The sequence below is a fragment of the Alitiscatomonas sp. genome, from assembly GCF_037242085.1.
Taxonomy (GTDB): domain Bacteria; phylum Bacillota; class Clostridia; order Lachnospirales; family Lachnospiraceae; genus Alitiscatomonas; species Alitiscatomonas aceti.
The window spans coordinates 1-19574 of sequence record NZ_JAXXBR010000051.1 but is presented as its reverse complement, the minus strand read 5'-3'; the positions used below and the strand labels follow the sequence as shown (position 1 = coordinate 19574).

Here is a 19574-nt window from a genome sequence, read left to right as displayed (position 1 = left end):
ACGGCAGCTGCGGCCAGAAACTCTTCTATGCCGGGCGAAAAAAAATGGCCCCCAAGGCCAGATCTAAGTCTGACTTTCGGGGGCCGGTTCCAACGGCTCCAGCTTCTGGAAGAACTCCTACATCAGCGGCGCGATCAGCCGCAGGGTCCTTCCCCAGAACCGGTGCATCAGCGGCAGGGATTCATAGGATTCCATGGACATGCGGACACATTTTTTCAGTGTTTCGTCAAAATCTGCCCGGATATCCCCGACCACCGGATTCTTATAAATATATACGGCGCACTCGAAGTTCAGATACTGGCTCCGGAAGTCCATGTTGATGGAGCCTACCACTGCCTTTTCATCGTCACTGACAAAGGTCTTGGAATGGATAAAACCAGGCAGGTACTCATAGATCTTCACTCCGGCCTCCATTAACTCCGGATAATAGGAATGGGCCAGCATAAAGGCGTATTTCTTATCCGGGATATGGGGCATGACGATGACCGTATCCACTCCGCGCTTGGCCGCATAGGTGAGGGCCGTCACCATATCGTCGTCCAGGATCAGGTACGGCGTCATAATGTATACATATCGTCTTGCCTGGTAGAGGATATCCAGATAGACCTGGTGGCCCACCGGCTCCCCGTCCAGGGGGCTGTCGGAAAACGGAATGGAATAGCCGTCCATGTTTAAGGCAGGGCTGTGGAAATGGTCTCCCGTATCCAGGAACGGCCCATAATCAAAGTCATATTCCGGCCGGAAGGCACAGACGCTCCACATCTGTAAAAACATGACTGTGAAGCTTTTCACCGCCTCTCCCTTCAGGCGGACGGCATTATCCTTCCAGTGACCGAACCGGACCTTCCGGTTGATGTACTCGTCCGCCAGATTGACGCCTCCGGTAAATGCCGTGTGGCCGTCGATCACTAGGATCTTTCTGTGATCCCGGTTGTTCTGGCTGGTGGAGATAGCCGGCCGGATGGGGTTGAAGATCCGGCAGCGGACTCCCCTTGCCTCCAGCTCCTTTGGATAATCGTGGGGCAGGTTTGAAAAGGAGTTCATTCCATCATAGAGGACGCGCACGTCCACTCCGGCCGCCGCCTTTTCCTCCAGGATCTTAAGGACACTGTCCCACATCTCTCCCCGCTGGATGATAAAATATTCCAGGAATATGAACCGCTCTGCTGCCTTGAGCTCCTCCAGAAGGTCCGGAAAGAAATCGTCTCCCAGAGGATAGTATTTAAAATTTGTCCTGTCATAGACCGGATAGCCCGCCCGCTCCGAAAGGTAGCGGCTTAAGTTTGCATTCCTCCGGTTTTCCTTCATGAGCTTTGCCGCGATGGCCTCATTCTGATTCAGATAAGACCTGGTGCGGATCCGGATATCCGCGATCCTCTTGGCCAGGATCTTTGTCTCCATCTGGAGCTGCACAAAAATATAAAACAGGCAGCCAAATACCGGAAACAGAAGGACAGGGACCAGCCAGGCCATCTTAAAGCTGGCATTCTGCTTTTCATTTAAGATCCGGATCGCCAGGACGGCGCTGACCAGGCCGAAGGCGCCGTATCCATACGCCTGATACCGGTCGTCCAGCCAGAAATAGATCCAGGCCAGAACGGCGATCTGCAGCGCCATGAACAGGATAAAGAACGTGGTACGGCCAAATATGATCCTTAAAAGCCCGCGTTTTCCCTTTCCTCTCACTTCCTCTGCTACCATAGTTCCTCCTTCCTACTGTTCCAGGGCCTGTCTCAGATCCTCGATGATATCATCCACATTTTCGATCCCAACGCTTAAACGGATCAGGGACGGATCCACGCCCGCCTCCACCAGCTGCTCATCCGAAAGCTGACGTTGGGTATGGCTGGCAGGATGGAGGACACAGGTCCTGGCGTCTGCCACATGGGTGACGATGGCCGCCAGCTTCAGCCGGTCCATAAACACTCCCGCAGCCTCCCGTCCTCCTTTTAAGCCGAAGGAGATCACTCCGCAGCTTCCCGAGGGCATATATTTCTCTGCCAGGGCATGGTACTTATTATCCTTTAATCCGGGATAATTGACCCAGGCCACATCCTCTCTGGCAGAAAGCCATTCTGCCACCTTCTGGGCGTTCTCACAGTGACGCGGCACCCGTAAATGCAGAGTCTCCAAACCGATATTCAGTAAAAATGCGTTCATGGGAGCCTGGATGGAGCCCAGATCCCGCATCATCTGGGCCGTGGCCTTGGTGATATAGGCCTTCTTCCCAAATTTTTCCGTATAGACCACGCCGTGGTAGGAGTCGTCCGGGGTCGTAAGTCCCGGGAATTTTTCCGCGTGGGCGTTCCAGTCGAAATTTCCGCTGTCCACGATACAGCCGCCCACAGTCAGGGCATGGCCGTCCATATATTTGGTGGTGGAGTGGGTCACGATATCGGCCCCCCACTCAAAGGGACGGCAGTTGATGGGGGTCGCAAAGGTATTGTCCACGATTAACGGAACTCCGTGCTTATGAGCCAGGCGGGCAAATTTTTCAATATCCAGGACCACCAGGGCCGGGTTGGCGATGGTCTCCCCGAATACGGCCTTCGTATTGGGGCGGAATGCCTTCTCGATCTCCTCCTCCGGTGCGTCCGGATCCACCAGCGTCACGTCGATGCCCTGTTTCTTCATGGTCACCGTAAACAGGTTGGAGGTGCCGCCGTAAATAGTAGCGGCGCTTACAATGTGATCCCCGGCGCTGCAGATATTAAAAACAGCAAAGTAATTGGCAGCCTGGCCAGAGGAGGTCAGCATGGCAGCCACGCCTCCCTCCAGCTCGCAGATCTTTTCCGCCACTGCGTCGTTGGTGGGATTGGCCAGTCTCGTATAAAAATATCCGTCTTCCTCCAAATCGAACAGACGGCCCATCTGCTCGCTGCTGGAATATTTAAATGTAGTGCTCTGGTAAATGGGCAGCACTCTGGGCTCTCCGTTGCCGGGATTCCAGCCTCCCTGGATGCAGACCGTTTCCGGATGATGATTTCTCTTTTCCATGATGTTTGTCCTCCTGGTGCCTGATTCTTTTGTCTGCAGCTGCATTTTTATCCATGCAGCCACGCTTGTTTACACGCTAGTGTATCACAATTCCGTTAAGGATACAAGGATTTTAAGGCTGCACTTGAAAGGCCCTCTCCTTTCATGTATAATGATTCCTTGGGAATCGTGCCGTCCATGCGGCCTGTTTTCCCGGCACAGGGGCCCATGCCCCTATATTAAACCCTATATTAAATAAGAAGGAGAAGATTATGGAACTTGTCTTCAATATCATCAAGGGCGTCATGATCGGCATTGCCAACGTGATCCCCGGCGTATCCGGCGGCACCATGGCCGTTTCTTTCGGCATTTACGACCGGCTGATCAACAGTATTTCCGGCTTCACAAAGCATGTGAAGGAAAGCCTGGCCCTGCTGTCCCCCGTTCTTCTGGGCTGCGTCCTGGGCATCGCCGGCTTCACCTACGCCATCGAATATCTGCTGGAAAACCACACCTTCGTCACCTGCATGACCTTTGTGGGGCTGATCCTGGGCGGCCTTCCGGCCCTTTACAGAGCCATGAACGAGAAAAAAGCCGCCGGCAGCGGAAAAATGGGCGCCGGAGCCATTCTGGCCTTCCTGCTGGCCTTTGCCGTATCCGCAGGACTGCCTCTTCTTAAAACCGGCGGGGATACCCTGGCGGTCCTCCCGGTCAACGGCTCTACCATGGCCATCCTCTTTGTGCTGGGGATCGTTGCCTCTGCCACCATGGTGATCCCTGGCGTATCCGGCTCCATGATGCTCATGATCCTGGGCTACTACTACGGCATCATAAACACCATCACCAGCTTTTTAGATGGGCTCCGGGCCATGGACCTGGCGGCCTTAAAGGACGGCTTCCTGCTTTTAGCTCCCTTTGGCATCGGCGTTCTCCTGGGGATCGTTCTCATTGCCCGGCTGATCTCCTTCCTGTTTGAACGGTACGGCGTCCAGACCTATGGGGCCATCCTTGGCCTGGTGCTGGCTTCTCCCTTTGCCATTTTTTACAACACAGGATTATTTGGAGAGCTTTCCTCCCTGTCCGTCTGGGCCGTTCTTCTGGGCATTATGCTGATGATCGGCGGAGCTGTGGTCACCAATTTCGTCGGTGAAAAGTAAATTAATTGTTGTCCTCTCCCGGAGGATGTGATATCATATTAGATGTTCTTAATTTTGTATCACTATTATAAATATTTACTTATAAAAGGAGAATGTTTATGGGCGGTATATTTGGCGTAGCATCGAAGACCAGCTGTACCATGGATCTTTTCTTTGGTATCGACTACCACTCCCATCTGGGAACCCGGCGCGGAGGCATGGCCGTATACGGCGAAAACGGCTTCCAGCGCGCCATCCACAACATCGAAAACACACCCTTCCGGACCAAATTTGACCACGATCTGGATGAACTGGAGGGAACTCTGGGCATTGGCTGTATCTCAGACATGGATCCCCAGCCCCTGCTGATCCGTTCTCATCTGGGAACCTATGCCCTGACCACAGTCGGGGTAATCCGCAATCCCGAAGAGCTGATAAAGGAGGCCTATAAAAACGGCCACGTCCACTTTATGAGCATGAGCGGCGGAAAGATCAACGATACGGAGCTGGTGGCCTCTCTGATCGACCAGAAGGACAGTCTGGTGGACGGACTCCTTTACGCCCAGGAGCGGATCCAGGGCTCCATGTCCATGCTTCTCCTGACGCCGGAAGGCATCTACGCCTCCCGGGACCGCTACGGCCGTACCCCCATCACCATCGGCCAGAAGGACGGGGCGTTCTGCGCTTCCTTTGAGAATTTCGCATATCTGAACCTGGGATACCATCACTATTCAGAGCTGGGCCCCGGCGAGATCGACTTTATCACGCCCGAGGGCGTAGAATGCTTAAGCGCTCCGAGGAAGGAGATGAAGATGTGCGCCTTCCTGTGGGCCTATTACGGCTATCCCACCGCCAGCTACGAAGGCATCAGCGTGGAAAAAATGCGTTATGACTGCGGAAAGCTCCTGGCAAGAAGAGATAAGGGCGTCACCGCCGACAGCGTAGCCGGCGTACCCGATTCCGGTATTGCACATGCAGTAGGCTATGCCAACGAATCCGGCATTCCCTTCTCCCGCCCCTTCATCAAATATACGCCCACCTGGCCCCGGTCCTTTATGCCCTCCAGCCAGAAGCAGAGGAACCTCATTGCTAAAATGAAGCTGATCCCTGTGGACGTGCTGATCCGGGATAAAAAACTCCTGCTGATCGACGACTCCATCGTCCGCGGGACCCAGCTGGGAGAGACAACAGAATTTTTATATGAAAGCGGCGCAAAGGAGGTCCACGTAAGACCGGCCTGTCCGCCCATCACCTTCGGCTGCCCGTACTTAAACTTCTCCCGCTCCAGATCCGAGTACGATCTGATCACACGACGGGTCATCCGGGACCGGGAAGGAGAAAACGTTTCTGAAGAAACACTGGCCACCTACACCGATCCCGACAGCCAGAATTACAAGGAAATGGTAGAAGAGATCCGGAAACGGCTCCACTTCACCACCCTCCGCTTCCACCGCCTGGACGATCTGGTGGAATCCATCGGCATCGAGCCGTGTAAGCTCTGTACATACTGCTGGAACGGGAAAGGGTGATGCAGAAACGGCCCCCGCCCATTCACGCAAACGGAAGCATCGTGTTTGCGCGAACGGGCGGGGGCTGTTTTGGTTGTGGCGGGGATGAGGGAAAAGAAAATCTGGCCTGTGAGGCTCTTTCGCTCCACCGCCGCATAAAAAAGGACCCACATTGCCGCAAACACGATGCTTCCGTTTGCGGCAATCTGGGTCCGTCCCCTTAATGGTTCACAATATCCATTATAATATCGGCAGAGGCGTTCTCGATCTCGTTGACCACATACTGGGCCTCCTGCTCCTCTTCCTTGGTACCGTCCATCTGATGGGCCTCAGCCTCGGCCATGGCCTCATTGGCAGCTACCTTGTTCTTATCCACACGGGCTCCGCACTTATTGCAGAATTTGGAGTTTTTGTCGATGCGGGCTCCGCATTCAGAACAGTAAATGCAGCCGTCCATTCCTGTGAGACGTTCTTCCAGCTCTCTCTTTCTCTCCAGGCTGCTGCGGATGGAGGTGAATTCCATAAAGAATTTTTCCTCATCTGCCTCTGTGGCATTCTGGAATACCTTTTTTCCCACAGTCGCATACAGCTTCGCTACATTTTCCTTCTCTTCGTTGATCTGGGAGCGGATGGAAACCGCATCGGAGATCTCCTTTGTACGCTTTGCCACCTGTTTTCCGGTGCTGCTGATGCTTCTTTTCACTTCATCAAAAATAGACATAACTCTGGTTCCCCTTTCCTTTGTATATATGTCTATCTTATCCAATCAGAACCATAAAGTCAATCCTTTTTCCCAGCCAGGCCCCAGGATGCCTGGTAGGCACTCTCCGGGTCGTAGGAAAACTCCTGGCGGATGATTTCCGGTATCTCATAAGGGCTGAAGCCCATGGTCACCGGCTCTCCCGACTGGGTCCCGTCTGCCTCTGGCGTCAGATATACCTGGACCATAAAGCCTCTCTCGCGGGGCGCCAGGTCGTTGAGATCAAAGAACCAGCTGCGTTTTCCTGCCTCCAGCACCTGTCTGATCTGCTCTTTTGCTTCTGCCGTGCCATCGTTCCGGATCATCAGGCTGCTGGTTTCCTTATCCGCTTCAGTCACCTCCCAGCCCGCTTCCTCGTACTCTTTGTAAAATGCAGAATCCTCATAATGGCAGACGATCTCCATGCGTTCCACGTCCTCCGGCTCCAACTCCTCTGGAAGAGCAGCTCCCGCCTCCTTTAAAAGCCCCATGGTCTTTGTAAAGGAAGAGTACACCGGAAAAAAGTTTACCTGGGGATCCATGTCCCTGAGGCGGAAGGAACCGGAAAAATTCTGGGTCCTGAAGGCGGAAATGGCATTCAGATACTCTTTCTCTGCCTCTGTGAGGAACCGCAGGGCCGTCACCGGGATCTCCTCCGTCCGTTCTGTAAGGGACAGCGCCTCCAGTTCTTCCTGATAGGCCGCCAGAAGCTCTGCTGTCATTTCCGGATCCTCTGTCACCAGGGACGCCTGGTTCCCGTCGGAGATATAGATGCCTGTGGTGGTTTCCGGATGGAAGCTCATGACCGGATATGCGCCCTTTTTATATTCTGCGCTGGCATATAACCGTTCCATCAGGTCCATGGACTCCTTCATGTCGATACGGTAATACCGGTAACGGAGACTTCCGTTTTTCTCCTTAAAGCCCACTTCGATCCGGGCCATGTATGCGTCGTCGCCAGCCGGCTCCTCCAGATTCTGGAACCGGATGGCCTTGGACTCCTCTGCGGCGGCGATCCCCGCCTCCGCCAGGTCCTTCACCAGGCCGTAATCGGTGATCTCCATGTTTCCAGCCGCGTAATCGGATCCATCCATATATTTCCACAGATATCCGCTCTGCTCCGTTTCCCATTCTCTGCTTTCCGCTTTCACTGGGAGACCGTAATCCTGGAAATCGCCCAGGGTGTAGGTAAATACAGAGGCAGACTGGAATTTCTCCTCAGAGGGCAGGTAGGAATCGTAGCCTGTAAGGTCGTACCGGAACACGCCGATGACCGCCAATGCCAGGACGGCGCTGATGCCCAGATGGACCGGGTTGGCAAAAAGCTTCCGGAAATCGAAATTATAAAGGATCTCAATGATCCCATGGCTGATGAAAAGGGCGAACACGAACCCGAAGGCAGCCCAGCCCAGGCTTTCGTAATACATGTTCCAGAATAAAAGGCACATGAGGATCGTGACGGGCACCACCAGAAGGATCTTAATGGGCGCCTTTGTCATCCGGAAGGCCATGGCTCTTCCGGCCGCCTCTGAGGGACGGAATTTATAAAGGAGCCCGGCAATGACTGCCAGAACAAGGCCCGCCAGAAGGGCCGGCAGGATCCTTCCCATCAGCTCTCCATACCGCGCCATGGGAAGATCCGCTCCTTCTCCGATCAGCGACACATAATAGGGGACTGGGGATCCGTGGACGATCCACTCCGCGATGCCGGAGATCCTTAAGTCCATCGTAACAAAGAACATCTGCATCAGCCCCTGGAACAGGACTGCCACCGCAGGCACATAGCCAAACAGGACGATGCCGCCCAGAACGGAAATGAAGAAGTTTCCGGTGAGCATCACCGCAGCCGTCATGAGCCCGTAGCTCAGCAGAAATCCCGTCATATGCACCAGGAAGGTCCAGAGCGCTCCGGAGACCATCCCCGGTACTGACGCCCCGGCAGCCCCCAGGATCCCCAGAGTAAACAGCAGGTTCACCAGATACATGGAACCGATGACCAGGATCCCGTCCACAAAGCGGACCGTAAAGAGGATCTCCCGGCGCACGGGAATGCTGTGGTAAAAATCCACCTGCTTTCTGGAATGGAGATACAAAAAGCCCGTAAGGGCCAGGACCAGGGCCGCCGTGATCACAAGGAAGCCCATGACCACATTCTCAAGGCCGATGCTCTCGACTGCCAGCTCCCCAAGTCTTCTGGAAAATTCTGTTTCCGCCGTATTTCCGGCTCCGAAATCATAGTTTCCCGCATCTTCCACCCAGAGCGCATACTGCTGCTCCAGGTTTGTGACGCCCATGGCAGCCAGCACAGGCATCGCAAAAAAGAAAGTCAGGAAGGAAAGCCCAAAGGCCCAGAGCCTGCGCTTCAGGTCCTCCTTCATCAGCCTAAAAAATAAGCTTTTTGACGTCATAACCAGCCACCTCCGTTTCACTGATAAAGATCTCCTCCAGGGACAGGGGGATCGCCTCAAAAAATACCGGCTCGCAGGACCGCATGGCGGCCTCCACTTCCTCCCTGGTCCCGCGGACCGTGATCGTAGAAAGACTTCCCCGCCGCTCGGTCTTAAGGATCTCTAAGCCTGGGATCTCCCCGGCCTCCATTCCTGGCCGAAGCACACACTGGATCTTGTGTAGATTTAATTTCATATCGTCCAGATCCTTCGATAACAGGATCCCGCCCTTGTGAAGGATCCCCACATGATCGCAGATGTCCTCCAGCTCCCTTAGGTTATGGGAAGCGATGATGGGCGTTAAATTCCGCTCTGCCATATCATTGGCAAACAGGCTCTTCACAGCCTGGCGCATCACCGGATCCAGCCCGTCAAAAGTCTCGTCACAGAACAGATATTCCGTATTGGCACAGAGCCCCAGGATCACGGAAAGCTGTTTTTTCATTCCCTTGGAGAAGGTGGATACCTTTCTTCTTTTATCCAGGGAAAAGGATTCCAGAAGACCGCAGGCTCTCTGGACATCAAAGGAGGGATAAATACTTTTATAAAAGGTCATCATCTCCTGGGGCGTCCCGTTTCCAAAGAAAAACTGATCGTCGGAAATATAGAAAAACCGTCCCTTGACCTTCGTATTTTCATAAACATCCTCGCCGTCGATCTGGATGGTCCCCTCGTCCGGCTTCAAAACGCCGCAGGCCATCCGCAGGAACGTGCTTTTCCCAGCCCCGTTGGTACCGATGAGGCCAAAGACGCAGCCGTCCTTGATCCTGGCATCGATGTGGTCAACGGCCACGATGGAATCAAATTTTTTTGTGAGATTTTTTGCCTCGATCACGTCCGGTCACCTCCCTCTTTTTCTGCCGCCTGGTACTGGATCTCCACCATATTTTTTATCTCTTCTCCAGAGATCCCCAGACGGATCGCCTCATCGATCACCTCGCTGACCTGGATCAGCAGGTCTTTTTTCCGTTTTTCCTTCATAACACTGTTTTCTGCCACAAAACTTCCCTTCCCTTTTACTGTATAAATATATCCCTGACGTTCCAGCTCCGCATAGGCCCTCTGGATCGTGTTGGGATTGATCGACAGCTCCATAGCCAGGCTGCGGACGGAAGGCAGCGGCTCGTTCTCTCCCAGGATTCCCAGAAGCATCAGTTCTTCCAGCTTTTCAGCCACCTGCTCGTATATGGGCCTCCGGTCTTTATAATCCAGTATGATCATACGCCCCTCTCTCCTTTCCGGCCGCTTTCTTTCTCCGGCCTTTTATAAGTGTATTAACACTCTTAATACACTTAGTATAATAAAAAGACCCGGCACCGTCAATGACGATACCGGGTCAAATTTCTTACAAATTTCTAACGAAACACGTCTTATTTCTCACTGTCGTCGTAAAGAGCCACCAGCTTCTCCAGATGTGCGTATTTATCCTTGGCATTCTGCTCAGCCTGTGCGAACAGAGTCTTTGCTCTCTCCGGATTCTTCAGTGCAAGAGAGGTATAACGAACCTCGCCATTGATGAAGTCCTGATAGGATACGGTAGCGGGCTTGCAGTCCAGAGTGAACTTCTTCTCTGCAGCCGGGTTGTAACGGAAGATGTTCCAGTAACCAGACTGAACAGCCAGTTTCTCCTCTGTCTGGGCCTTTGCCATACCCTTCTTGATGCCATGGTTGATACACGGAGCGTAGGCGATGATCAGGGACGGTCCCGGATATGCCTCAGCCTCAGCGATAGCCTTAATGGTCTGGTTCATATCTGCGCCCATGGAGATCTGTGCAACGTATACATAGCCGTAGCTCATTGCGATGGCTGCCAGATCTTTCTGCTTAACCTCTTTACCGCCTGCTGCGAACTGTGCAACAGCGCCGGTGGGAGTAGCCTTGGAGGACTGTCCGCCTGTGTTGGAGTAAACCTCTGTGTTGAATACCATGATGTTGATATCTTTTCCGCTGGCAAGAACGTGGTCCACGCCGTTGAAGCCGATATCATATGCCCATCCGTCGCCGCCGAAGATCCACTGGGACTTCTTAGCTAAGAAGTCTTTGTTCTTAACGATCTCCTTGCAGGTCGGGCAGTCGCAGCCGGAAAGAACTGCAACCATCTTATCCGTTGCAGCGCCGTTTAATGCGCCTACGGAGAAGGTATCTAACCATTCCTGGCAGGCTGCCTTTGCTTCCTCGGAAGCCTCAGCGCTGGCAACAATGGATTCAACCTTTGCCTTTAAGCCGTCACGGATGGCGTTCTGAGCCAGTAACATACCGTAACCGAACTCAGCGTTGTCCTCGAATAAGGAGTTGTCCCATGCCGGTCCCTTGCCTGCCTTGTTGGCGGTGTAAGGTGTGGACGGGGAGGAGTTGCCCCAGATGGAGGTACATCCGGTTGCGTTGGCGATATACATTCTGTCACCGAATAACTGGGTGATCAGTTTTGCGTACGGAGGCTCACCACAGCCTGCGCATGCGCCGGAGAACTCAAGGAGCGGCTGCTTGAACTGGCTGCCCTTAACGGTCGTCTCTTTGAATTTATCGATCACGTCCTGCTTGATGTCAAGCTTCTGGCCGTAATTGAATACTTCCTGCTGACCCAGGTTCTCTTCCAGGCTTGCCATTGTAAGAGCCTTTTCGCCCTTCTTGCCCGGACATACGTTTGCACAGGAGCCACATCCGGTACAGTCAAGAGCGGAAATGGTCATAGCAAACTTGTACTGCGGCATACCGGTCATGGGAACTATCTTTGTTCCTTCCGGAGCATTGGCAGCCTCTTCCTCAGTCATTACAACCGGACGGATAACTGCGTGCGGGCAGACATAGGAACAGAAGTTACACTGGATACAGTTGTCCGGATTCCATACCGGAACGTTTACTGCGATACCGCGCTTCTCGTATGCGGAAGAGCCGGACGGTGTGGAACCGTCAACGTAGTTCTTGAACGCAGATACCGGAAGATTGTTTCCTTCCTGGGCGTTTACTGCAGCCTGTACGGTATTTACGAACTCAACAACGTCTTCTCTTCCCTCTGTGGCGTGAACCATGTCAAGACCTTCGTCTTCACAGTTCTTCCAGCTTTCCGGAACCTGTACCTCATGAAGTCCCTTGGCGCCTGCGTCGATGGCAGCCCAGTTCTTCATAACGATGTCCTCACCCTTGCGGCCGTAGGTTGCCTTTGCAGCAGCCTTCATTAACTCGTTGGCCTTGTCAGCCGGGATGATCTTTGTCAGCTCGAAGAATGCGGACTGAAGGATCGTATTGATACGTGTCGGGCCCATGCCTGTCTCAATACCAAGCTTCACACCATCGATGGTGTAGAATTTGATGTTGTGGTCAGCGATGAACTTCTTCACCTGGCCCGGTAAGTGCTTCTCAAGACCGTCCATATCCCACGGGCAGTTAAGAAGGAATGTACCGCCGTCAACCAGCTCCTGTACCATGTTGTACTTTCTGATGTAGGCCGGGTTGTGGCATGCAACGAAGTCAGCCTTGCGGATCAGGTAAGTGGATTTGATCGGTGTATGTCCGAAACGTAAGTGGGACATGGTAACACCGCCGGACTTCTTGGAGTCGTAATCAAAGTATGCCTGAGCGTACATATCGGTGTTGTCGCCGATGATCTTAATGGAGTTCTTGTTTGCACCTACGGTACCGTCGGCGCCAAGACCCCAGAACTTACAGTTGGTGGTTCCTGCCGGTGTGGTAACAAGCGGAGCGCCTAACTCTAAGGAGAGGTTTGTCACGTCATCGTTGATACCGATGGTGAATCTCTTCTTCGCTGTATTCTCGTAAACAGCAACGATCTGAGCCGGTGTGGTATCCTTGGAACCTAAACCGTAACGGCCGGTGTAGATCGGAACTGCGTCAAATTTTGTATGCTTTAAGGCAGCAACAACGTCCAGGTATAACGGCTCACCGATGGAACCCGGCTCCTTTGTTCTGTCAAGAACAGAGATCTGCTTTACAGTCTCCGGGATCGCTGCGATGAAAGCCTCTGTGCAGAACGGTCTGTACAGACGTACCTTTACAACGCCGACCTTCTTGCCCTGAGCCAGCAGGTAGTCGATGGTCTCCTCGATGGTGTCGTTTACGGAACCCATGGAAACGATCACGTGCTCAGCATCGGCTGCGCCGTAGTAGTTGAACAGCTTGTAATCGGTACCGATCTTAGCGTTCACCTTGTCCATGTACTCCTGAACGATGGCCGGAAGAGCATCGTAGTACGGGTTGCAGGCCTCTCTTGCCTGGAAGAAAATATCCGGGTTCTGGGCAGAACCTCTCTGGCACGGATGGTTCGGGTTCAGAGCATGTGCGCGGAACTCATCGATGGCATCCAGATCAGCCATTTCCTTCAGATCCTCATAATCCCATGTCTCGATCTTCTGGATCTCGTGGGAGGTACGGAAACCGTCGAAGAAGTTGATGAACGGAACTTTGCCCTTGATGGCTGCAAGGTGAGCAACCGGTGTTAAGTCCATAACCTCCTGTACGCTGGATTCACAAAGCATTGCACAGCCGGTCTGACGGCATGCGTAAACGTCGGAATGGTCGCCGAAGATGTTTAATGCGTGGGTAGCAACGGCACGGGCAGATACGTTGAATACGCCCGGAAGCTGCTCACCGGCGATCTTATACAGATCCGGGATCATCAGAAGAAGACCCTGGGAAGCGGTATAAGTGGTTGTTAAAGCGCCTGCTGCCAGGGAGCCGTGTACGGCACCTGCTGCGCCGGCCTCGGACTGCATCTCAGTGATCTGCACCGGCTGTCCGAACATATTTGTTCTTCCATCGGTAGACCACTCATCTGTCGCCTCAGCCATTGGGGAAGAAGGTGTGATCGGGTAGATGGCTGCAACATCGGTAAATGCATAGGAAGCATGAGCTGCTGCATGGTTACCATCCATGGTTTTCATTTTTCTTGCCATAGTTGATTTTCCTCCTATAAAATGTATAAATAAAATATTATTTATTTATCAGTATCGCCTTATGGACATAAGACTACCTGTATCCTATTATAGCAATTTCCCGATAAAATGCAAATGCAAAAATGCCTGTTTTAGGTATTTTATTACGAACAATATCGCTTTTGCGCCTCTGTTTTCCGCCTTCCGGGAACGATTCCGTATCGTGGAATTTACCCACACACTCTTCCAGGTCCCCATCCTGCTCCCTGCCCAGCGGTACCCTTATAAACGGAAAGCAGAAAACGGCACAGCCAGGCGTTTTCGTTTTCCGCCGGCCATGCCGTTTTTATCAATCTTCTCTGGGGGCAATGAAGCCCATATCGGATGGTCCTCCCGGTTCCGCCGTATCCGGGGCTGCCGATGTGTCCTCAAAGCCCGGGCCCACCTGGCTGTCTCCTCCGGGACCATCGCTGCCGCCGGGGCCTGCGTTCCCGCTGGGGCTGTTATTCTCTGTGGAGGGTTCGATCACATCGCCGGGACCTGCATTCTGGGCAGCCGGCTCCGATGAGCCCTGGGCTGCGGTGGGGCCGGTCTGGCTTCCCGTCTCCTGGGATCCTGCGGAAGAAGACTGGCTCTCTCCTGCTGCGCTGCTCTCTGAAGAACTCTCGCCTTCCGGAGCTGCCACGCTTCCAGAGGTATTCCGTTTGATGGTGGCGGGCTTTCCATTATACGTACTGTTATGGAAAAACTCGTCGCTGATCACTTCGCCGTTCTTTTTAGTGATCAGGTTGGTCACCCAGCGGCTTCCGGGAGTGGCCGCCTTGGCCTCCACCTCCACACCTGGCTGAAGGGTGGGGTCCTCTTCATAGGTGGGTGCCGGAGGATCCAGCTCCTTCACCTTTTCTGATTTCATGGACAGGGTCACGCCCTCCTCCAGGATCGGATTCCCATAAATGGAGATGGTCAGCTTCCGGTCTGAGAAGCTGGTCTTGATGCCCACTGCCGTTTTCGAATTATTCACAAATTTCATATCCGGGCCGGAATGGCCGTCATAGCTTACCATGGCGTCCTCGCCGGGAGTCACATAGGAAGGCTCATAGCTGTGGGCATGGCGCTCGGTGGTCTTCAGTCCGGAAAATACCACTGCATTATACAGGGTGGATGAAACCTGGCACACACCGCCGCCCGGCTCCTCCACCAGGACGCCGTTGACGTATGCGCCTGCCGGCCGGTAGCCCTTATCTGTGGTCCGGTTTCCAGTGGTCAGGTTAAAGGAAAACTCCTCACCCGGCTGGATGATCTTTCCATTTAAGGCAGCTGCTGCCAGACGGACGTTTTCATTCCTGTCCTTATTGGCAGTGGTGGTGGTAGTATATGTACCCAGCTTCTGGAAATTTTCCCTGGCCTGAGCTGCGGTGATCTCCGGAGCCGTTTCCTCCACCTCCGCAGTGATCACTGCGTCATACTCTCCCGCTGCGGTGCGGGCCACGATGTCATTTTTCAGTTTTTCTTCGTTGACAGCCTTCCCGTTCTCTCCCTCAGCAAAGGTAAACTTCCCACTGGCCGCATCGAATGCGGAAATTGAGCCGTTCTTCGCCTTTACATTCCAGGCTCCGGCCAGAGATGCCGCCTGGGCTGCTGCCGCTTCTTCCAGGCCGTCGGTGGGAATCTCATAATCTGCGGACTCGCCCTTTTTAAAGGCCTCATCCACCACCTTCTCCACGTTTTCTTTTAAAAGGTTCTCCAGGGCCTGCTCCTTTTCCCCACAGACCACCTTCATCTGCCAGTCCATGGATTCCAGGACCTTTTCCACTGCAGCCGTTTTCGTCATCCCATGGACAGAAACACCGTTGACAGTGATCTCTGCTTCCAGCTCAGTCTCCGGCTCTGAGGAGGTCTCTTCTGCGGAGGTTTCCGTACCGTCCGTTTTGGAGCAGCTACGGACTCCCACGGCCACACAGAGGATCAGGATAATGATCCCGATCAGTATAAGAAGGATCTTTGCAGCATCTGGTCCCTGGCGGCGACGTCTGCCCCGCCTCTTATTTGAGGACGTACCCCGGCCGCTTCCCAGATTTCTGGCATTCTGGACCGCCAGGATACGGTCAGCGTTACTCTGTCTGGAGGAGCTGCGGCCCCGGCTTCCCGAAGACCCTGCCCGGCTCTGGGAGTTTTTTCCTGTTCCCCGGGACGTTCTGTTTCTGTTCAAATCGCTCATTTCTTCACACCTTCAAAGGCCCCTGACGCTTTTGGGGCGCTGTTTTCTCTACATGTCAGAATCATGCGAGTACTAGTATAACACAAATAGCGAAAAATGGAATAACAGAATTCTTAAATTTCTTTCACAGTTTCAATAATTTATGTTACACTATTGTTACATAAATTTTGAAAGAAGGGATCCCATTGAAACTGATCGATCTGCACGTCCACTCCACTGCCTCCGACGGCTCCTTTACGCCGGCAGAGGTGACGGCCCTGGCCCGTGAGGCAGGACTGACCGCCATCGCCTTAACGGACCATGATACCGTTTCCGGTGTCGGAGAGGCCCTGGCGGCCGCCGGCGATTTCCCGTTGGAGGTGGTTCCCGGCGTGGAGCTCTCCTGTCTGTATAAAGAAAAAGAGATCCATATCCTGGGGCTGTATATTGACCATACAGATAAAGCCTTCCTGGATTTTCTGGATCAGGCGGAAATAAAAAGAAACAGCCGCAACCAGCTCATGCTGGCCGCCTTCCAGAAGGACGGCTTTCCTATTACTATGGAGGACCTGGTCATGGAAAATCCGGACACAGTGGTCACCCGGGCGCACTTTGCCAGGGCCCTGGTTAAAAAAGGGTGCGTCTCCTCTGTGGACCAGGCCTTTAAAAAATACCTGGATCCGGACCGGCCTTATTACAGAAAACGAGAGATCATCACGCCAGCAGAAGCCATCCAGGCCATCCGGAACGCAGGAGGTTTTCCGGTCCTGGCCCATCCCTGCCTTTACAGGCTGGGCTGGATGCAGACCGAGGAGCTGGTGCGGAATTTGAAGGAACTGGGCCTGGGCGGCATGGAATGCTGGCACTCCTCCAATTACGCAGAGGAGAGCAACAAGCTCTGCCGGATGGCAGACCGGTACAGCCTTCTTCCCACCGGCGGCTCCGACTTCCACGGGGCGGCCAAGCCCGATATCCGGATCGGAAGCGGACGGGGGAATCTCCAGGTCCCGGCGGAATATCTGGACGCCCTGAAGCTTGCCATGTTTCTTGGACAGTAAAAGCCCGGCCTAAGCCGGGCCCTCCTGGTCCATATTCTCCATGACCGCATCCACGGCCTTTCGGACGGCCTCTGAAAGAACGGCTGCCAGCCGGTGGTCTTCGCCGCCGGAAATGACTCCCGCCACAGCCTCCCCATGCTTTGCGATCCCCGGAAAATAAAAGCTGCAGTTTTCCTTTTCTGATGCATCGTTGACCGGGATCCCCAGGAGACGGCAGTCCCGCACCACCGTTTTATTGACTCCGGCTCCTGCGGCCGCCAGAACGAAAAGGGGGCGGGTCAGGGGACGGCCATCCATTCCCAGAGGATCGGTCTCCTCATACGTTCCCTGGAGCCACCGCACAGTCTCCGGCATTTCCTTCTCCATTTCTTTTATGTCTGTTACAGCCTCCGGAGCCACTGCCAGGATCCGGCAGCCAAATTCCCTTAAGACCCGGATCCGCCGGGCAGCAATGGGGCCGCCGCCCACCACCAGGATCTCCTGGCCCCAAAGGTCGATGAATAAAGGAAAATACGCCATTGCTTACAGATCCTTCAGATACAGGTCCGTCAGACTGTACCGGGTATTCCCTTTATAACCTGTGACCGTATGGGCTGCCGCCAGGGAATTCAGCACTGCCTCCTCAGTGGCCTCTGCCGCCGCCTCGAACACATCATCCAGCATGGCCTCGTTCATCACCGCCGCCGGGATCACGGCCCGGTCCTCTTCCTTCCTATATACATTTCCCGTGGAGAAGCCCAGCATGATATCCCCGCTTCCATGGCCCATGAAAGAACCGCACCGGGAAAGGCCCACACCGGCACGCCGGATGATCCGCTTTAACTGACGGTCGGATACAGGAAGATCCGTTCCCACCACCATCATGATAGACCCCTCATCCTTTCTGGCTTCCTCGATCTTCCCACTGAGCAGTTCTCCCATGGGCTTTCCATCCAGGACAAAATGCTTCGTCTTTCCAAAATTAGACTGGACCAGCACGCCGACCACATACGTTTTTCCATCCAGCTCCACCAGACGGGAGGCGCTGCCGATGCCGCCCTTCATCCCAAAGCAGGTGGTTCCCTTTCCGGCTCCCACGTCGCCCTCTTCAAAATCCCTGCATGCGCCGTCGATGGCGGCGCGCACCTCCGGGATCCCGATGACCCGCTCTGTGATCTTATTGAGACTGGCGTCGTTGCACTCGCCCACCACTGGATTCATGGAGGTGAGCTCCACGCCGTCCCTTTCACACTGCTCCACCATATAATCCACCAGCGCGTCATGGACCTTTCCCACGTTCAGGGTATTGGTCAGGGCAATGGGCGATTCCAGGGTGCCCAGCTCCTCGATCTGGGGGATGCCGGCAGTCTTTCCAAAGCCGTTATGGACAAAGGCCGCTGCCGTCAGCCTGGAGGCAAAGATATTCTCCTCACAGGGAAGGATCACCGTTACCCCCGTTTTATGTTCCTCTGTGTCCACCGTATAGTGGCCCACCCGTACCCCTGGCACATCTGTCAGCTTATTTAAAGCTCCCGCAGGGTGATCTCCAATTCTGATTCCATAGTCCCGGATCCTTTTTTTCATTTTTCCTATACTCTCCTTTTCCCGTTGACCGGTTCATTCTATTTTTAATAAATTTTCCTTCTGATATTGTTAAATTTTTATCTATTTCATCCATTGCCATCTGTCACCCACTCTGGTACAATAAAGTATGTTAAATGATTAACACAAACCACAGACTTTCCAACAGGAGGCAATGACTTATGAAATTAAAGCTGAAGAACATCTCCAACCTGGACGCATTTTTCCACGTGATCAACCAGTGTGACGGTGCCGTTGAATTAAGCCTTCCGGAAGGAGGTTCCGTAAACCTGAAATCCCGGCTGAGCCAGTATTTTTCCATGGCTACTGTTTTTTCCAATGGAAACATCCGGGAGCTTGATATTACCACGCATACACTCTCCGATTCGGAGCGCCTGATCAATTACATGGTACAGGGCTCATAAATCCTTTCTCTTTTAAGATGGCCTGGAGCTGGTCCTTTGTCGCGAAGAACGTGCCCTGGGCCATTTGTGCGCTTCCCCCTCCTCTTCCGTTTAAGAGCCCGTTAAGCTCTCTGGAGAGCCGGCGCATATCGCCGTCCCGGCTCCCCAGTACATAGAGGAAGCTGCCCTCTGCGGCTCCTCCCAGGGCCAGGACGGTCCTTCCTTTCTTTTCCTCCAGCAGCCGGTTTACCAGATGTCTGAGCTGGATGGCCTCAAAATCCGGTTCCAGAATAAAAATATCCCCATCCCCTTCTTTTATGTCCCTTACCTCACTGGCAATAAGCTTATCATAGGCTGCCACAAGTTTTTCCTGGAGCTTTGCCTCTTCATCCTTAAGCTTCTCCACAGCTCTGGAGATCTCACCAGGCCGGGCTGACAGCAGTACAGAGATCTTCTGGACCTGGTCCCGTTTCCTCTCATAATCCTCCACGGCCCGTTTTCCGCAAAGAAGAGAAATACGGACACCTCCCTTATAGTGGATCATGGAAAGGAACTTCACCAGTCCGATCTCACCGGTGCGCTCCACATGGGTGCCGCAGCAGGCACAGACGTCGCCTCCCGGAATAGACACGATCCGCACCGCCCCGGTCAGCTCCTTTT

The 19574-nt window shown here is 53.7% G+C and carries 15 protein-coding genes; 4 read left to right on the top strand and 11 right to left on the bottom strand.

The features are described from left to right. Positions 1-117: 117 nt before the first annotated feature. Together cls and WIH05_RS03590 are read right to left on the bottom strand one after the other, a co-directional pair. Positions 118-1701: a cardiolipin synthase gene (gene cls / locus WIH05_RS03595; protein WP_337424983.1), complete on the bottom strand. Its 1584-nt coding sequence runs from the start codon at positions 1699-1701 to the stop codon at positions 118-120. A 12-nt stretch (positions 1702-1713) separates the two neighbouring features. Then, positions 1714-2997, bottom strand: coding sequence for an O-acetylhomoserine aminocarboxypropyltransferase/cysteine synthase family protein (locus WIH05_RS03590; RefSeq protein WP_337424982.1), 1284 nt, complete (start codon positions 2995-2997; stop codon positions 1714-1716). A gap of 251 nt (positions 2998-3248) precedes the next feature. On the opposite strand from WIH05_RS03590, the gene WIH05_RS03585 reads away from it, so the two are divergent. Both WIH05_RS03585 and WIH05_RS03580 read left to right on the top strand, forming a co-directional pair. Beyond that, the gene (locus WIH05_RS03585) at positions 3249-4133 is read left to right on the top strand and encodes a DUF368 domain-containing protein (protein WP_337424981.1); all 885 of its coding nucleotides are present in this window, start codon (positions 3249-3251) and stop codon (positions 4131-4133) included. Between the two features lie 98 nt (positions 4134-4231). Beyond that, positions 4232-5641 carry an amidophosphoribosyltransferase gene (locus WIH05_RS03580; RefSeq protein WP_022274668.1) on the top strand — a complete coding sequence of 470 codons (1410 nt, stop codon included), beginning with the start codon at positions 4232-4234 and terminating at the stop codon, positions 5639-5641. A 199-nt stretch (positions 5642-5840) separates the two neighbouring features. Here the strand turns inward: WIH05_RS03580 and WIH05_RS03575 are convergent, their stop codons facing one another. The 6 genes from WIH05_RS03575 to WIH05_RS03550 all read right to left on the bottom strand — a co-directional run bounded on the left by WIH05_RS03575 (position 5841) and on the right by WIH05_RS03550 (position 15913). Beyond that, positions 5841-6341 carry a zinc ribbon domain-containing protein gene (locus WIH05_RS03575; protein WP_337424980.1) on the bottom strand — a complete coding sequence of 167 codons (501 nt, stop codon included), beginning with the start codon at positions 6339-6341 and terminating at the stop codon, positions 5841-5843. A 59-nt stretch (positions 6342-6400) separates the two neighbouring features. Next, positions 6401-8767: a DUF6449 domain-containing protein gene (locus tag WIH05_RS03570; RefSeq protein ID WP_337424979.1), complete on the bottom strand. Its 2367-nt coding sequence runs from the start codon at positions 8765-8767 to the stop codon at positions 6401-6403. Further along, on the bottom strand, positions 8742-9641 hold the full coding sequence (locus WIH05_RS03565) for an ABC transporter ATP-binding protein (RefSeq protein WP_022274665.1): 900 nt from the start codon (positions 9639-9641) through the stop codon (positions 8742-8744). Before WIH05_RS03565 ends, WIH05_RS03570 begins: the two co-directional genes overlap by 26 nt. Further along, complete coding sequence (locus WIH05_RS03560) at positions 9638-10027, bottom strand: GntR family transcriptional regulator (protein ID WP_022274664.1); 390 nt, start codon at positions 10025-10027, stop codon at positions 9638-9640. Before WIH05_RS03560 ends, WIH05_RS03565 begins: the two co-directional genes overlap by 4 nt. A 149-nt stretch (positions 10028-10176) precedes the next feature. Next, positions 10177-13716, bottom strand: coding sequence for a pyruvate:ferredoxin (flavodoxin) oxidoreductase (gene nifJ, locus WIH05_RS03555; RefSeq protein ID WP_022274663.1), 3540 nt, complete (start codon positions 13714-13716; stop codon positions 10177-10179). A 328-nt stretch (positions 13717-14044) separates the two neighbouring features. Then, complete coding sequence (locus WIH05_RS03550; RefSeq protein ID WP_022274662.1) at positions 14045-15913, bottom strand: VanW family protein; 1869 nt, start codon at positions 15911-15913, stop codon at positions 14045-14047. Between the two features lie 185 nt (positions 15914-16098). Here WIH05_RS03550 and WIH05_RS03545 point away from each other — a divergent pair, with 185 nt between their 5' ends. Beyond that, positions 16099-16950 (top strand): PHP domain-containing protein, encoded by an 852-nt coding sequence (locus WIH05_RS03545; RefSeq protein ID WP_022274661.1) that lies wholly within the window; start codon positions 16099-16101, stop codon positions 16948-16950. A gap of 9 nt (positions 16951-16959) precedes the next feature. Here WIH05_RS03545 and WIH05_RS03540 read toward each other — a convergent pair whose 3' ends face one another. Both WIH05_RS03540 and WIH05_RS03535 read right to left on the bottom strand, forming a co-directional pair. After that, the gene (locus WIH05_RS03540) at positions 16960-17469 is read right to left on the bottom strand and encodes an NAD(P)-dependent oxidoreductase (protein ID WP_022274660.1); all 510 of its coding nucleotides are present in this window, start codon (positions 17467-17469) and stop codon (positions 16960-16962) included. 3 nt (positions 17470-17472) lie between these two features. Continuing rightward, positions 17473-18513, bottom strand: coding sequence for a P1 family peptidase (locus tag WIH05_RS03535; RefSeq protein WP_022274659.1), 1041 nt, complete (start codon positions 18511-18513; stop codon positions 17473-17475). A gap of 179 nt (positions 18514-18692) precedes the next feature. Here WIH05_RS03535 and WIH05_RS03530 point away from each other — a divergent pair, with 179 nt between their 5' ends. Then, positions 18693-18935, top strand: a complete 243-nt coding sequence (locus WIH05_RS03530; RefSeq protein ID WP_022274658.1) for a hypothetical protein — start codon at positions 18693-18695, stop codon at positions 18933-18935. Here the strand turns inward: WIH05_RS03530 and WIH05_RS03525 are convergent. Beyond that, positions 18910-19574: DHHA1 domain-containing protein (locus tag WIH05_RS03525; RefSeq protein WP_337424978.1), on the bottom strand; the 665-nt coding region annotated here is incomplete at its 5' end. The genes WIH05_RS03530 and WIH05_RS03525 overlap by 26 nt on opposite strands.

Excerpts from the sequence above, each read along its gene's own strand:
- WIH05_RS03580 (WP_022274668.1), top strand. The coding sequence starts at position 4,232 with ATGGGCGGTATATTTGGCGTAGCATCGAAGACCAGCTGTACCATGGAT.
- WIH05_RS03570 (WP_337424979.1), bottom strand. The coding sequence starts at position 8,767 with ATGACGTCAAAAAGCTTATTTTTTAGGCTGATGAAGGAGGACCTGAAG.
- WIH05_RS03550 (WP_022274662.1), bottom strand. The coding sequence starts at position 15,913 with ATGAGCGATTTGAACAGAAACAGAACGTCCCGGGGAACAGGAAAAAAC.
- cls (WP_337424983.1), bottom strand. The coding sequence starts at position 1,701 with ATGGTAGCAGAGGAAGTGAGAGGAAAGGGAAAACGCGGGCTTTTAAGG.
- nifJ (WP_022274663.1), bottom strand. The coding sequence starts at position 13,716 with ATGGCAAGAAAAATGAAAACCATGGATGGTAACCATGCAGCAGCTCAT.
- WIH05_RS03560 (WP_022274664.1), bottom strand. The coding sequence starts at position 10,027 with ATGATCATACTGGATTATAAAGACCGGAGGCCCATATACGAGCAGGTG.
- WIH05_RS03530 (WP_022274658.1), top strand. The coding sequence starts at position 18,693 with ATGAAATTAAAGCTGAAGAACATCTCCAACCTGGACGCATTTTTCCAC.
- WIH05_RS03535 (WP_022274659.1), bottom strand. The coding sequence starts at position 18,513 with ATGAAAAAAAGGATCCGGGACTATGGAATCAGAATTGGAGATCACCCT.
- WIH05_RS03575 (WP_337424980.1), bottom strand. The coding sequence starts at position 6,341 with ATGTCTATTTTTGATGAAGTGAAAAGAAGCATCAGCAGCACCGGAAAA.
- WIH05_RS03585 (WP_337424981.1), top strand. The coding sequence starts at position 3,249 with ATGGAACTTGTCTTCAATATCATCAAGGGCGTCATGATCGGCATTGCC.
- WIH05_RS03590 (WP_337424982.1), bottom strand. The coding sequence starts at position 2,997 with ATGGAAAAGAGAAATCATCATCCGGAAACGGTCTGCATCCAGGGAGGC.
- WIH05_RS03540 (WP_022274660.1), bottom strand. The coding sequence starts at position 17,469 with ATGGCGTATTTTCCTTTATTCATCGACCTTTGGGGCCAGGAGATCCTG.